The 13689-nt window shown below is 72.5% G+C and carries 12 protein-coding genes; 11 read left to right on the top strand and 1 reads right to left on the bottom strand.

What is annotated here, in order from left to right; translation table 11 throughout:
- Nucleotides 1–126: 126 nt before the first annotated feature.
- On the bottom strand, nucleotides 127–1344 hold the full coding sequence (locus tag QBL21_RS26900; RefSeq protein WP_407564815.1) for a 3-deoxy-7-phosphoheptulonate synthase: 1218 nt from the start codon (nucleotides 1342–1344) through the stop codon (nucleotides 127–129).
- Nucleotides 1345–1766: 422 nt separating this feature from the next.
- Here QBL21_RS26900 and QBL21_RS26895 point away from each other — a divergent pair, with 422 nt between their 5' ends.
- The 11 genes from QBL21_RS26895 (at nucleotide 1767) to QBL21_RS26845 (ending at nucleotide 13527) form a co-directional block, all read left to right on the top strand.
- Nucleotides 1767–2726, top strand: a complete 960-nt coding sequence (locus QBL21_RS26895; protein ID WP_407566569.1) for a ParB N-terminal domain-containing protein — start codon at nucleotides 1767–1769, stop codon at nucleotides 2724–2726.
- A 117-nt stretch (nucleotides 2727–2843) separates the two neighbouring features.
- Nucleotides 2844–3839 (top strand): ketoacyl-ACP synthase III family protein, encoded by a 996-nt coding sequence (locus QBL21_RS26890; RefSeq protein WP_407564814.1) that lies wholly within the window; start codon nucleotides 2844–2846, stop codon nucleotides 3837–3839.
- Between the two features lie 22 nt (nucleotides 3840–3861).
- Complete coding sequence (locus QBL21_RS26885; RefSeq protein ID WP_407564813.1) at nucleotides 3862–5067, top strand: IS701 family transposase; 1206 nt, start codon at nucleotides 3862–3864, stop codon at nucleotides 5065–5067.
- Nucleotides 5068–5173: 106 nt separating this feature from the next.
- Entirely contained in the window at nucleotides 5174–5944 is a 771-nt protein-coding gene (locus QBL21_RS26880; RefSeq protein WP_407564812.1) for a 2,3-dihydro-2,3-dihydroxybenzoate dehydrogenase, read from the top strand.
- Between the two features lie 132 nt (nucleotides 5945–6076).
- Complete coding sequence (locus tag QBL21_RS26875; protein ID WP_407564811.1) at nucleotides 6077–6700, top strand: isochorismatase family protein; 624 nt, start codon at nucleotides 6077–6079, stop codon at nucleotides 6698–6700.
- A complete protein-coding gene (locus QBL21_RS26870) occupies nucleotides 6697–8625 on the top strand; it encodes an anthranilate synthase family protein (protein WP_407564810.1) in 1929 nt (642 codons plus the stop codon). The genes QBL21_RS26875 and QBL21_RS26870 overlap by 4 nt, the downstream gene beginning before the upstream one ends.
- A gap of 9 nt (nucleotides 8626–8634) precedes the next feature.
- Nucleotides 8635–8949 carry a DUF6059 family protein gene (locus QBL21_RS26865; protein ID WP_407564809.1) on the top strand — a complete coding sequence of 105 codons (315 nt, stop codon included), beginning with the start codon at nucleotides 8635–8637 and terminating at the stop codon, nucleotides 8947–8949.
- Nucleotides 8950–9044: 95 nt separating this feature from the next.
- The gene (locus tag QBL21_RS26860) at nucleotides 9045–9587 is read left to right on the top strand and encodes an SRPBCC family protein (RefSeq protein WP_407564808.1); all 543 of its coding nucleotides are present in this window, start codon (nucleotides 9045–9047) and stop codon (nucleotides 9585–9587) included.
- 76 nt (nucleotides 9588–9663) lie between these two features.
- Nucleotides 9664–11235 carry an AMP-binding protein gene (locus QBL21_RS26855; RefSeq protein WP_407564807.1) on the top strand — a complete coding sequence of 524 codons (1572 nt, stop codon included), beginning with the start codon at nucleotides 9664–9666 and terminating at the stop codon, nucleotides 11233–11235.
- A 10-nt stretch (nucleotides 11236–11245) separates the two neighbouring features.
- Nucleotides 11246–12448: an FAD-dependent monooxygenase gene (locus QBL21_RS26850; protein ID WP_407564806.1), complete on the top strand. Its 1203-nt coding sequence runs from the start codon at nucleotides 11246–11248 to the stop codon at nucleotides 12446–12448.
- A gap of 56 nt (nucleotides 12449–12504) precedes the next feature.
- Nucleotides 12505–13527, top strand: a complete 1023-nt coding sequence (locus QBL21_RS26845) for an NADPH:quinone reductase (protein WP_407564805.1) — start codon at nucleotides 12505–12507, stop codon at nucleotides 13525–13527.
- The last annotated feature ends 162 nt before the right edge of the window (nucleotides 13528–13689 follow it).

The raw sequence follows: 13689 nt of genomic DNA, 5'->3' as shown, positions 1-13689 counted from the left end.
CCGGCGGTCGCGGGCCCGCGGCGCGTACGCGGGGGAGCGTGCCCGGGCGCGACCGCGCAGCTCGCGCCCGGCGCGTGCGGCAGCCCGCCGGGGCCTGTGGCGGGCGGCCGCACGCCGTCGGCTCCGTCAGCTCGCGACCTCGGCCGCGAAGTGGTCCACCATCTCCATCGCCTGCTCGGCGTTGAGCCGGGGGTCGCACGGCGGCGCGGGGTGGCCGTCGGCGGCGGTGGCGACGCTCTCGTGGCATTCGAACACGTCGTACGGGGTGACTTCGAGGTGCAGCCCGCCCGGGTGGTGCCCGGCCCGCCGCAGGCTGCGGACGAACGTCGTGACCTCGCTGCGCAGATCGGGCAGCAGCCGGAACTTGGAGTCGCCGAGTTTCCGCGTGTTGCCGTGCATCGGATCGCACTGCCAGAGCACCGGTGAACTGGCCTCCGTCACCGCCTTGATGGCCGGGGCGATACGGTCGGCCGCGCCCTCCGCACCCATGCGGAGAATGACGCTGAGCCGCCCCGACTCGCTCTCCGGATTGAGGGTGCGGACGACGTCGAATATGTCGTACGGGGTCGCGGAGGGGCCGAACTTCACACCCACCGGATTCGCGAGGGAACGCGCCCACTGGATATGCCAGTTCCACAGTCGGCGAGTGCGTTCCCCGATCCACACCAGGTGTCCGGTGGTGGCGTAAAGCGTGTCGCGGCCCCGGGTCATCGGCTCCTCGTAATCACGGAGGAGCGCTTCGTGGGAAACGAATACCCGGTGATTTCCCTGCGGTTCCCTGCGGATGAGTTCCAGGGTTTCCGCCGAGGCGTGATAACTCTCCAGCAGACGCCAGGGATCGGGCTTTCTGGCGTCGGCTTCCGGCGTGCGCCGGTTTACCGCGTCGCCGCGGTAAATGGCCAGCTCTTCGCCGCTGGGCAGCACTTCGGTGGGGCTGCTGCGCGGTTTGGCGTGCTGGCCGGCCATACGGGCGAGCAGGACGGCTTCCTTTCCGGTGCGTTCGGCGAGCCGGTCCGCCATGCGCTGATAGAGCCGCAGCCGCTCGCCGACGTACACCGGCTCGGCCATTTCGAACAGCTCTGCGCATTCGCCCACGTGCAGGAGGTGGGCGTCCCCCGCCTCCACACGGGCCAGCAGGCCGCGCAGCGCGAGCACGTCCGGCTCCTCGACGAGGGCGGGCTTGACGCCGAGTTCGGCGCGTGCCTGGCCGAGTTCCGGGGCGTATTCCCACGACGGTTGCTGGGCCGCGGCAAGGCGGCTCCACACGTCGAGGTGGGCCCGGTAGGCGCTCTGTGCGCCGCCGGGCACCGACGTTTCGGCTAAAGAGGTGTCCTGATGGTCCATGAGACGGGGTTCCCCCACCGTGAGTCAGAGGCCGGAGTGCTGGATTCCCCTCACTTTAACCGGGAGTCGGTGGTGTGCAAGTGAAGGCGAGATGGGGCGCGGATAACGGGTGCAAGCGCTGACAGGAACCTGTTAACCAGGCCACATTGTGATCAAGGGATGCCGTCCGCATACCCTGATCAGGAACTGTTTGCCGGGTCGATCGGACGGCTCGATAAGTGTGGGCAGAGCGGACAGTTGAGGAGCGTACTGAAGATCCCATGTGGGGAGCGGTTCGTATGACCGAAAGTGTCGTCGGACAAGCCGGTCGGTTACGGGAAGTGCGCAGCAGGCAAACGCGGTCCGAACTCGAAGAACTCGAACCTGTAACGGGCAGTGCGGCATCCCTGGCGGTGCATCTCGAAAATCACCCGACCGTGATTATGCCCATCGACTCGCTGATCCTCGGGAATACGCCGCGGCAGTCCGAGGAAAACGCCGAGCACATCCGGGTACTCGCCGAGGCGGTGGACCGGTTGCCGCCGATCACGGTCCACCGGCGCACGATGCGGGTCATCGACGGGATCCACCGGGTCCGGGCCGCCCAGTCCAAGGGCTGGGAGGTGATCGAGGCCCGGCTGATCGACTGTGACGACGACACCGCATACCTGATCGCGGTGCACGCCAACGTCACCCACGGCCTTCCGCTCACGCTGGCGGACCGGAAGGCCGCGGCCCGGCACATCGTCGGCATCCACCCGGAGTGGTCCGACCGGGCCATCGCCGCGGCGGCGGGGATCTCGCACAAGACCGTCGGCGCCATCCGGGCCCGTACGACTGGGGAGATTCCCCACCTGGACACCCGGCTCGGCAAGGACGGCCGGATGCACTCCGTGAACACCGCGGCCAAGCGCCGGGAGGCCGCCGCCCTGATGCGGGCCGACCCGGCCGCGGGGCTTCGCTCGGTCGCGCGGGCGACGGGGTTATCCCCGTCCACGGTCCGTGACGTGGTGCAGCGGACGGGCCGGGGCGAGGACCCGGTGCCGGCCAGGTACAGAGAACCGGGCGCACAGGCCACGGCCGAGCGCTGCGGCGGGGACGACCCCGCCCGGGCGGACGGGGACCCGGGGGCGCGGGTCCCGGCGCGGGCGGCCGGCGTGGACCGGGGCGCCGTGCTGGAGAAGCTGAGCAACGACCCGTCGGTCCGCTTCAGCGACTCCGGCCGCCAGGCGATCCGCTGGCTCCAGCGGCACGCGGTCGCCCCGGAGGCGATGCGCAACGTCGGCTCCAGCCTGCCCAACCACTGGGCGCCCGTGGTCGCCGACCTCGCCCGGAGCTGCGCCGCCGCCTGGGCGGTGCTGGCCGAGGAGCTGGAGCACCGCGTGCGACCCGACGCCGGCTGAGCCTGGCTGAACACCGCCGCCGCGGCATAGAGTTCGCAAATCGAGCGTATCCATACACTTCCCATCATTTCGGTTGTCAACCGGGCATGTCCGCAAACTCGTCGAGGGCTGGGTCGCATGCAGGGGAACGACGTCTTCATCGCTGGAATAGGAACGGCCGCCACCGAGAGCGTGGCGACCGCAGAGGCGGTACGTCAGGGCTGGTACGACGCGGACGAGCGGGAGCGCGGCGGCCTGGAGGCCGTCACCGTCGCCGGCTCCGCCCCGGCGCCCGACCTCGCCGTCGAAGCCGCCAGAGCGGCGCTGGGCCGGTCCGGGCACTCCGCGGCCGACATCGGCGCCGCCTTCCACGCCCACATCCACTCGCCGGGCCCGGGTCGCTGGTCCGCGCAGCACTACATCAACCGCCACGCCGTCGAGCCGCGCCGGATGATCTCCGTCGAGGTCCGCAACGGGTGCGTGGGCTTCTTCTCCGGACTGCGCCTGGCCATGAGCCACCTGCTGGCCGGGCCGGAGCAGCCGGCCGCGCTGCTCACCTGCGCCGACAACTTCGGCGCACCGTCGGTGCACCGCTGGCGCGCGTGCGAGCAGTTCGTCCTGGCCGACGGCGGCGGCGCCCTGGTGCTCTCGCGCCGGCGCGGGTTCGCCCGGGTGCTGGCCGTCGAGTTCGCCACCGGCACCGAGCCGGCGCCGCGGCGGCGCGGCGCGCTCGGCTTCCGGGAGCGGATGGAGTACTTCGCCAAGAAGTCGTGGAACGGCGACGGCAGCCGGCCGGCGGAACCGGGCGCGGTGCTCGAAGAGGCCGCGGAGCGGGCGCTGAAGAGCGCCGGGGTCGTCATGGACGACATCGCCCGGGTCGTGCACGACGGGTTCACCCGGCAGGGGCTGCGCGAGGTGGTCCTCGGCCCGCTGGGCATCGAGGAGGAGCGCAGCACCTGGGAGTTCACCAAGCGCGTCGGGCACGCGGGGCCGCTCGACCAGATACGCGGCCTGGCGCACGTATGGGAAAGCGGCGACGTCACAACCGGGGACCGCGTGCTGCTGCTGAGCTGCGTTCCCGGAATGGAAGCGGCGTGCGCCGTGGTCGAGATCCTTGAGTCGGCTGACAGGTGAAGAGGGGTTGTCTCCAGTGCGAATGCGGGGGAATGTCACCTACCCGAGCAAATTCATCGGCGATGCAATATACGCGAGTGAACTCCCGGCAGATCTGCTGGGGTCGCTGTTCGCCTCGTTACCACGGGCGGATCAGCGCCGCAAAGGCATCGAATACGTCACGGGCCTGCTGCACACCCCGGGACGGAAATCGGCGCGGAACATGGCCAGCCGGATCGGCGGCCGGGCCGCGGACCAGAGCCTGCACCACTTCATCAACCAGTCCACCTGGGCGTGGCGGCCGGTGCGCCAGGCGCTCGCCCACTACCTCCTGCCGCGCTTTCCCGTCGACGCCTGGGTGGTGCGCAGGGCGCTCGTGCAGAAGGTCGGCGAGCACTCCGTCGGCGTCGCCCGCCGGTTCGTCCCGGCGGTCGGCCGGGTGCTCAACGCCCAGCAGGCCGTGGGCGTGTGGGCCGCCTCCGGGGAGCGCAGCACCCCCGTCGACTGGGAGCTGCACCTGCCGCAGGGCTGGCTCGACGACCCCGTGAGGCGACGGCGCGCGGCGATACCCGACGACGCCGTCCTGGAGAGCTACGCGGACCAGATCACCCGGCTCTGCCTCGGCCTCGTACACGACTGGGACCTGCCGGTACGCCCCGTGGTGCTGGACGCCCGCGGGCTGAACGTGGGCACGATCGTCGGCGGGCTCGGCCGGGCCGGCATCCCCGTCATGGCCCGCGTGGACGAGTCGGTGCCGCTGATGGTCGCCGACCGCGCGCTCACCGGGCACCGGGTGTCCTCGCGGATCCCGGCGGGCGAGCTGATGCGCGCCTCCCGGGGCGCGCGCCGGCCCGTGCGCTGGTGGGACCACATGGCGGGGGGCGTGCGCATGGGCCAACTCGCCGGCGTCACCGTCGGACTGGTCGACCGCGCCACCGGGACGGCCCTGCCGCGCGGCGGGGGCAGCCTGACGCTGATGGGCCTGACACAGCGCGGCAAGCGCGAGACGCCGCAGCTCTGGCTCACCGACCTGCCGGCGGCGCAGCCCGCCCCGCTGCTGAGGCTGTGCACGCTGCTGAAGCGGGTCGACCACGACTACGCGAGCACCGCGAAAAGCGTCGGCATAGAAGACTATGTCGGCCGTTCATTCTGCGGCTGGCACCGGCACATGACCCTTGCGTCGGTCGCCCACGCCGTTTCCCTGCTGATATCCGGAAACCGTGAAATGGCACTGGCCACGCCGTCCTGAACACGGCCGCCAACACCTGACGAAGTACGCCGGGGCGCGTTGCCCAGCAACCGCCCGGCGCCACAGGATCACGCTTGCCGCGCTCTCGCGGAAGGAGGACCGGCACATGGAGGAAAAAGTCGCATTGGTCACTGGAGCGGCCGGGGGAATAGGTGCCGCGGTGGCCGCGGCACTGGGTGAACGCGGCGTACGCGTCGCCGCCGTGGACCTCGACGCCCGCCGCCTGTCCCAGACGGTGGAGAAGCTCGCCGCGGACGGCATGGCCGCCGAGGCGTTCCCCGCCGACGTCACCGACCCGGCGGACGTCGAGGACGTCGTCGGCGCGGTGGAGGACCGCCTGGGCCCCCTGGACTTCCTGGTGAACACCGCCGGCGTGCTGCGCCTCGGCGCGGTCTGCGAACTCACCGACCAGGACTGGTACACCACCTTCTCGGTGAACACCACCGGTGTCTTTCTGATGTCGCGCGCCGCCGTCGTCCGCATGGTGCCGCGCCGCCGCGGCGCGATCGTCACCGTGGCCTCGAACGCCGCGGGCACGGCCCGTACCGCGATGGCCGCCTACTCCGCATCCAAGGCCGCGGCCACGATGTTCACGCGGTGCCTGGGGCTGGAGGTCGCCCGGTACGGCATCCGCTGCAACGTGGTGGCGCCCGGCTCGACCGACACCCCGATGCTCAGCTCCATGGGCGGCGGGGAGGTCGACCGCCACGGCCTGGTCGCCGGCCACCCGGAGGACTACAAGGTCGGCATCCCGCTCGGCAAGCTCGCCCAGCCGTCCGACGTCGCCGACGCCGTCGCGTTCCTGCTCTCCGACGGTGCGGGGCACATCACCATGCACAGCCTCACCGTCGACGGCGGCGCCACCCTCGGCGTGTAGCCGGGACGCGCCGGCGCGCGCAGCACACGGGGCCGGGGGCTCCACGCGGCCACCCGCACCGGGCGGGAGCCGACAGCACGTCACCAGCAACCGACGGCCCCCCGCGGGCCGGTCGACAACCACGGGAGCACCATGGCCGGCATTCCCACCACGGAACCGTATGCGATGCCGAGCGCATACGACCTGCCCGAGAACATCGCCTCGTGGACCGTGCAGCCCGATCGCGCGGTGCTGCTCATCCACGACATGCAGCGCTTCTTCCTCAGAGCGCTGCCGGACTCGCCGCGGGAGGAACTGCTCGCCAACGCCGCCCGGTTACGCGGGCACTTCACCACCCGGGGCGCCCCGGTGGCGTACACCGCCCAGCCCGGCGGCATGAGCGCGGGGCAGCGCGGGCTGCTCAAGGAGTTCTGGGGCCCCGGCATGGACAGCTCCCCGGAGCACCGCGAGATCGTGCCGTGGCTGGCGCCCGCGGACGGCGACTGGGTGTTCACCAAGTGGCGCTACAGCGCCTTCTTCGCCTCCGACCTGCTCGCGCGGATGCGGGCGCAGGGGCGCGACCAGCTCGTCGTCTGCGGCGTGTACGCGCACATCGGGGTGCTGATGACCGCGGTGGAGGCGTTCAGCAACGACATCGAGACGTTCCTCGTCGCCGACGCCGTCGCCGACTTCAGCGCCGACCGCCACCGGCAGGCGCTGGAGTACGCGGCGCGGTGCTGCGCCGTCGTGACCACGGTCAAGGAGGTCGTCTCGTGACCCCCGACCCGCTCGGGCCCGTACTGGCGGCGCAGCCGCCGCCGTTCGCCCTGCTGTACCGGCCCGAGTCGGGCGGCCCGGAGCAACTGGACGTCCTCGTCGGGCAGATGTCCGCCGCCGGCACCCTCGCCGGCGTCCCGCTGCCGCCCGCGGCCCCCTACCCCGGCGGCGCACGGCACGACGCCCTGGTGCTCGTGCCGTACCGGCAGATCGCCGAGCGGGGGTACGCCTGCGTGGACGACGGCGAGCCGCTGCTGACGATGACCGTGACCCGCCAGGACACGATGCCCCTGGCCGAGGCGCTGCGCCGGCTGCCCGACGTGCCGACCGACCTGACCGGCGGGCACTTCACGCCGGACGACGAGGCGTACGCCGCCACCGTGCGGGACGTCGTCGCGGACGAGATCGGCATGGGGGAGGGCGCGAACTTCGTCGTCAAACGCTCCTACCAGGCCCGGATCCGGGACTACTCGACGCGCTGCGCGCTGTCCTTCTTCCGCAGCCTGGTGGGCAAGGAGACCGGCGCGTACTGGGTCTACCTCGTGCACACCGGCACCCGCACGTTCGTCGGCGCCTCGCCCGAGCGGCACGTCAGCCTCGAAGACGGCGTCGCCGTGATGAACCCGATCAGCGGCACGTACCGCTACCCGCCCTCCGGCCCTGCGCTCGGGGAGGTGCTGGAGTTCCTCGCGGACCGCAAGGAGACCGACGAGCTGTACATGGTCCTCGACGAGGAACTGAAGATGATGTCGCGCATCTGCGACGGCGGTTCGCGGGCCGTGGGCCCGTACCTGAAGGAGATGGCGCGGCTCGCGCACACCGAGTACCTCATCGAGGGACGCACCGGCCGCGACCCCCGCGAGATCCTCCACGAGACGCTGTTCGCCCCCACCGTCACCGGCAGCCCGCTGGAGAGCGCCTGCCGGGTGATCGAGAAGTACGAGCCCGCCGGGCGCGGCTACTACAGCGGCGTCGTCGCCCTCATCGGCCGCGACGCGCGGGGCACCCGCACCATGGACTCCTCCATCCTCATCCGCACGGCGGACATCGACGCCGAGGGGCGCGTCGACATCGGCGTCGGCGCCACCCTGGTCCGGCACTCCGACCCCCTCTCGGAGGTGGCGGAGACCAAGGCCAAGGCGGGCGGCCTGCTGGCCGCGCTGGAGGGCGGCCGGCCGCCGTCGCTCGCCGACCACCCCAGCGTGCGCGAGGCCCTGGCCGGGCGGAACACGACCATCGCCGGCTTCTGGCTCGCCGACGGGGCCGCCGGCGGGGCCGCGGCCGGCGCCGCGGACGGCGGCACGATCCGTGGCGCAGCAGGCGCCGCGCCGCTCGCGCCGGCGCTCGCCGGGCTGAAGGTGGGCGTCGTGGACGCCGAGGACACCTTCACCTCGATGCTCGACGAGCAACTCCGCTCCCTCGGGCTGTCGGTGCGGGTGACGCGCTACGACGAGGACCACTCGTTCGCCGACCACGACCTCGTCGTCATGGGCCCCGGCCCCGGCGACCCGCGGGACGGCCGGCACCCGAAGATCGCCTTCCTGCGCGCGGCCATCGACGCCCTGCTCGACGGGGGCCGCCCGTTCCTGGCCGTCTGCCTGAGCCACCAGGTCCTCAGCTCCCTGCTGGGCCTGGACCTGGTGCGCCGCGACGTGCCCAACCAGGGGACGCAGCGGGAGATCGACCTCTTCGGCGAGCGGGAGACCGTCGGGTTCTACAACACGTTCGCCGCCCGGTGCCACGAGGACAAGGCAGAACTGCCCCGCGCCGGGCTGGTGGAGGTCAGCCGCGACGGGCGGACCGGCGAGGTGCACGCGCTGCGCGCGCGCCGCTTCGCGTCCGTCCAGTTCCACGCGGAGTCCGTCCTGACCCGCAACGGCCCGCGGATCCTCTCGCGGCTGCTGACCGACCTGCTCGGCAGATGAGGTGATGCCGTGTTCTTCCGCACACTGGTCAAGCGCGTCCTGGTGGACGGGCTGCTGCGGCAGACGTGGGCGGCCCTGGTGGCACTGGGCTCGTTCCACATCACGGGCGCGATGAGGGACGCCGCCGCGGAGCCGGGCCGGCGTCACGGCGCGGCGGCAAAGCCGGATCCGACCGTACGCAAACGCGCCCGTCATTCCCGTGCGCTGCGCGTGCCGCGCCTTTCCGAGCCGCCGCCTGGACACCCCGAGCGGCTTCTTCCCGATGCCGCGCTGACCGAGCAGGAGGAATTGCTCCTGCGCCATATGCGGTGGCGCCGGCCGTGAAACCGAATCCGCATGTGCGGGCTTTTCGCCTTGACTTGACGGACCCCGCGGGCGGCCGTTGACCGTGTTCCCTTCATCTCGCGAAGCTGCTCGTTATGACTGATATCCCGACGGGGGAAGGCCCCCTCTTCGAAGTCCGCGCCGAGACGCGCGTCGCCGCCTCGGCGGACGTGCTGTACGCGACCGTCAGCGACCTCCCGCGCAGCGGCGCGTGGAGCCCCGAGTGCCAGGGCGGCGAGTGGATCACCGGCGAGCCCGCGACCGTGGGCGCCGTCTTCCGCGGCCGCAACTACCGCAGTGAGGACGTCGTGGCCTGGGCGCCCGTCGTCCGCGGCGAATGGGCCACCGAGTCCGAGGTCGTCGCCGCCGTGCCGGGGCGCAGGTTCGGCTGGTCGATGCGCAACCGCGCCGGGCAGCGCCAGGAGAGCGTCTGGTCGTACGAGATCAAGCCCGCCGGCGACGGCGCCGTCCTGGTGCACAGCTTCTGGATGGGAAAGCCCACCGAAGGCATCCGCGGCATTATCGCGGACATGTCGGAGACGGAGAAGAAGGAGTTCTTCGCCGACTGGGCCGTGAAGCTCAAGAGCGACATGGAGACCACGGTCCAGCGCATCAAGGACGTCGTGGAGAAGAACTGAAGAACGGCTTCGGCGGCGCTCCCGCGCCGCCGGGTTCCCGAGGTATTCGCAGCCTTGCGCGAGAGGGCGGATGGAAATGCTGCTGCAACGCATAGGGAACAACGGTCTCCGGCTCGGGACGCTCTTCGAGCGCGCGGCGTCGCGCTATCCGGCGAACGTGCTGATCCTCGACCACGACCTGGACATCGCACCCGGCCTCGGGCGGCGGGCCACCGTCGCGGAGGTGGCCGACCTGGTGGCGGACCACGCCTCCCGGCTGCGGGCCGCCGGCATCCGCCCGGGCGAGCGGGTGGTGGTCTACAAGTCCGACGGCTTCGACATCATGCTGCTCGCCTGCGCGGCCAGCCGCATCGGCGCGGTACCGGTGCTGCTCTCACCGAAGCTCGACGGCGCGACCACCACCGAACTGGTCCGCCGCACCGACCGGCCGCACCTGCTCACCGACCAGGCCAAGCTCGACGACGAACTGCCCGACGAGGTCTTCGGGCTCGCCGAGAGCGTGCTCCTGACGACGGGCCACCACCCGGACGCGGTGAAGCTCGCCGACCTGGCCGGCAGCCCCCGGGTGCCGGCGGTCGCCATGCCCGCCGACCACCCGATGCTCATCACGCACACCTCCGGCACCACCGGCGTCCCCAAGCTCGCCGTGCACACCGCCCGCACCATGCAGGCCCGGTACCGGCCGCAGCGGATGTCGATCCTGCCGTTCATCCGCCGCCGCGAGACGATCGCGATCCACGTCTCGTTCGTCCACTCACGGCTGGTCACCGCCCTGGCCATCTCCCTGCTGAACAGCTTCCCCGTGGTGGTGCTCCGCGACGGCGAACCGGAGCCGACCGCCGACCTGTTCACGCGGCTGCGCCCCGGCATCCTGGAGGCGCACCCCAACTCGTACATGAGCTGGGAGCCGCTGGCCGACGACCCGCGCGGGCCGCTGGCCAACGTGAAGCTCTTCAGCAGCACCTTCGACGCGATCCACCCGCGCACGGTGCACCGGCTGCTGCACGCCTCGAAGCGGCGGGCGCCGCTGTTCGGGCAGATCTACGGGCAGAGCGAGATCGGCCCGGCGATGATCCGGGCGTTCACCAAGCGGCGGGCCCTCGACGCCGACGGCCGCTGCGTCGGCACCCCCGTACCCGGCATGACCGACGCCCGCGTCGTCAGCCGGGACGGCCGGCCGCCGTCGCGCGAGAACCCCGGGTTCATCGAGGTCCGCAGCGACGGGCGGATCAAGACCTACCTCGGCGAGCCGGAGCGCTACGCGCAGCAGCTCGACGACGGCTGGTGGCGGATGGGCGACGTGGGCTACAAGACGAAGTGGGGCTGCGTGCACCTGCTCGACCGCGAGGTCGACGTGATCCCCGGCTTCGGCAGCACCCTGGCCGCCGAGGACACCCTGTTCGCGAAGCTCGACGCGCTCGCCGAGGTCGTCATCGTGCCCGGCGCCGACGGCACCGCCGTCCCCGTCGTGTGCACCAAGGACGACCGGCCGCTGGACCCGGAGACCTGGCGGAGCGCCGCGGCCGAACTGCCGGCGATGGCCGACCCGGTGTACTACCGGCTGGCGGACCTGCCGCAGACCGCGACGAAGAAGATCAAACGACTGGAGCTGGCGCGGCAGTTGACCGCCGCCGGCTCGCCCGAGTAGGGGGCGTCGCATGGCGAGGACAGTTGTCGTCGGCGGCGGCATCGGCGGTCTGGCCACGGCCCTCAGCGTCGCGGGCCGCGGGCACCGCGCCGTCGTACTGGAGCGCAGCGACGACTTCGCCGAACTGGGCGCCGGCATCCAGCTCGCACCCAACGGGATCCACGCGCTCGACCGCCTGGGACTCGGCGAACGGGTGCGCGTGGGCGCGGTGCACATCGACGAACTGCGGTTCATGGACGGCGTCACCGGCGAGCACGTGACCAGCCTGCCGCTGAAGGGCGCGTACCGGAGCCGGTTCGGCAACCCGTACGTCGTCGTCCACCGCGGCGAGCTGTACCGGCTGCTGCTGGCCGCCTGCCGCGACTCCGACGCCGTCGAGCTGCGCGCCCGCGCCCACGTCACCGGCTACCGCCAGGACGAGGCGGGCGCCACCGTGCTGCTCGACACCGGCGAACGGGTCACCGGCGAAGTGGTGATCGGCGCCGACGGCATCCACTCGGCGATCCGGCAGCAGCTCGTCGGCGACGGTGCGCCGCGCGTCTCGGGCATCACCGTGTACCGCACCATCATCCCGATGGAGCGGGTCCCCGAGGAGCTGCGCTGGAACGCCGTCACCTGGTGGGCGGGCCCCGGCTGCCACTTCGTGCACTACGCGATCGCCGGCGGGCGCTACCTCAACCTCGCGCCCAGCGTGGAGAACGGGGCGACGGAGGCGTTCGCCGGCATCCCTGCGCGCAGGGACGAGGTACTGGCGGCCTTCGCGTCGCTCAGCGGCGTCGCGCAGCGGCTGCTGGAGCTGGGCGAGGAGTGGAAGTCCTGGGTGCTGATCGACCGGGACCCGGTGGACACCTGGACCGACGGCAGGGTGGCGCTGCTCGGCGACGCCGCCCACCCGATGCTCCACTACGCCGCCCAGGGCGCCTGCCAGGCGCTGGAGGACGCGGTGCTCCTCGGCGACCTGCTCGACGGCGGCGACGACGCCGTCGCCGAGCGGCTCCGGAAGTACAACGAGGAGCGCCGCGAGCGTACGGCCGCGATCACCCGCCTCGCCCGGGACAGCACCCGGCTGTGGCACCCGGCCGGCGACGCCGCAGCCGAGCGCAACGCGGCGCTGTCGCGGCTGTCGCCGACGGAGCTGCACGACCACGTGGCGTGGATGCACGGGCCGCGGGAGTTCGGCCGGGCCGCCGCGCCCGCCCTGCCCCGGACCTGACAGACGCGCACCGGCCCGGCGGACGAACCCCTGACAGAGCACCAGGATCGGGACTCATGCTTGCTGCTTACCTGAAAGAGTGCGGCCCCCCGGACGTCATACGCTTCGGTGAGGTGCCCGAACCGCGGCCGGGAGCCGCGGACGTACTGGTCGACGTCCACGTCACCACCGTCAACGTCGTCGATGCCCTCGTACGCTCGGGGGCCTTCCCCGTACCGATGGACCTCCCCTTCGTCGTCGGGCGCGACCTGGTCGGCAGGGTGGCCGAAGGCACCCCCGCCGGCACCGGGTTCGTGCCCGGCGAGTGGGTGTGGTGCAACAGCCTCGGCCACGGCGGGCGCCAGGGCGCCGCTTCCGAGCGCGCCGTCGTGCCCGCCGACCGGCTCTACCGGCTGCCCGACGGGGTGGACCCCGTGCACGCCGTGGCGCTGCTGCACCCGGCGGCCACGGCGTACCTCGGGCTCTTCACCCACGGCCGGCTGCGCGTCGGCGAGACCGTCGTCGTCGTCGGCGGCGGCGGGAACGTGGGCAGCGCGATGGTCGTCATGGCCGCGCACGCCGGCGCCCGGGTCGTCACCACGGCCGGCGCCCGGGACGCGGAGCGCTGCCGCGCCCTGGGCGCCGACGAGGTGATCGACTACCGCGATCCCGAGGCGGTCAAGGCGCTACGGGCCGCCTGCCCGGCCGGCGCCGACGTCTACGCCGACACCTCCGGCCTCAACGACCTGGACACCGCCGTCGACCTGCTGGCGCGGCGCGGCCGGGCGGTCCTGCTCGCCGGCTACGACACCCGCCCGACGCTGCCGGCCGGGGCGCTGTACGGGGTGGACCGCTCCATCGTCGGCTTCGCCATCTCCAACGCCACGTCGGGGGAGCTGGCCGAGGCCGCCGCCACCATCAACCGGCTGATGGCGCGCGGTGCGCTGCGCCCGCCCGGCACCGAGACCGTGCCCCTGAGCGAGGCCGCCGAGTCGCACCGCAGGGTCGAGTCCGGTGACGTACGCGGCAAGCTCGTCCTGCGCGTACCCGAGCGCGGGCCGTCGCAGGCGGCGGCGGGGCGGGAGCCGCGGCGGACCTGAGGGCGGCCGGTACACCGATGGGCGCCGCGGGCGCCGGCGGATCTCCGCCGGCGCCCGCGACGCGTCCGGCGTGCGGCGTCCGGCGTGCGGCGTGCGGTGGTCGGCCCGCGGCGACCGGAGGGCACGGGACGTCACGGCGGCTTCGGGGCTTCGGGGCTTTAC

The sequence above is a fragment of the Streptomyces sp. 184 genome, from assembly GCF_045781775.1.
In the GTDB taxonomy this organism is placed as follows: Bacteria; Actinomycetota; Actinomycetes; order Streptomycetales; family Streptomycetaceae; genus Streptomyces.
Note: the sequence above shows the minus strand (reverse complement) of the source record. Positions and strands in the feature narration are given on the sequence as shown.

Excerpts from the sequence above, each read along its gene's own strand:
- QBL21_RS26860 (WP_407564808.1), top strand. The coding sequence starts at position 9,045 with ATGACTGATATCCCGACGGGGGAAGGCCCCCTCTTCGAAGTCCGCGCC.
- QBL21_RS26890 (WP_407564814.1), top strand. The coding sequence starts at position 2,844 with ATGCAGGGGAACGACGTCTTCATCGCTGGAATAGGAACGGCCGCCACC.
- QBL21_RS26880 (WP_407564812.1), top strand. The coding sequence starts at position 5,174 with ATGGAGGAAAAAGTCGCATTGGTCACTGGAGCGGCCGGGGGAATAGGT.
- QBL21_RS26850 (WP_407564806.1), top strand. The coding sequence starts at position 11,246 with ATGGCGAGGACAGTTGTCGTCGGCGGCGGCATCGGCGGTCTGGCCACG.
- QBL21_RS26845 (WP_407564805.1), top strand. The coding sequence starts at position 12,505 with ATGCTTGCTGCTTACCTGAAAGAGTGCGGCCCCCCGGACGTCATACGC.
- QBL21_RS26855 (WP_407564807.1), top strand. The coding sequence starts at position 9,664 with ATGCTGCTGCAACGCATAGGGAACAACGGTCTCCGGCTCGGGACGCTC.
- QBL21_RS26900 (WP_407564815.1), bottom strand. The coding sequence starts at position 1,344 with ATGGACCATCAGGACACCTCTTTAGCCGAAACGTCGGTGCCCGGCGGC.
- QBL21_RS26895 (WP_407566569.1), top strand. The coding sequence starts at position 1,767 with ATGCCCATCGACTCGCTGATCCTCGGGAATACGCCGCGGCAGTCCGAG.
- QBL21_RS26885 (WP_407564813.1), top strand. The coding sequence starts at position 3,862 with ATGCGGGGGAATGTCACCTACCCGAGCAAATTCATCGGCGATGCAATA.
- QBL21_RS26875 (WP_407564811.1), top strand. The coding sequence starts at position 6,077 with ATGGCCGGCATTCCCACCACGGAACCGTATGCGATGCCGAGCGCATAC.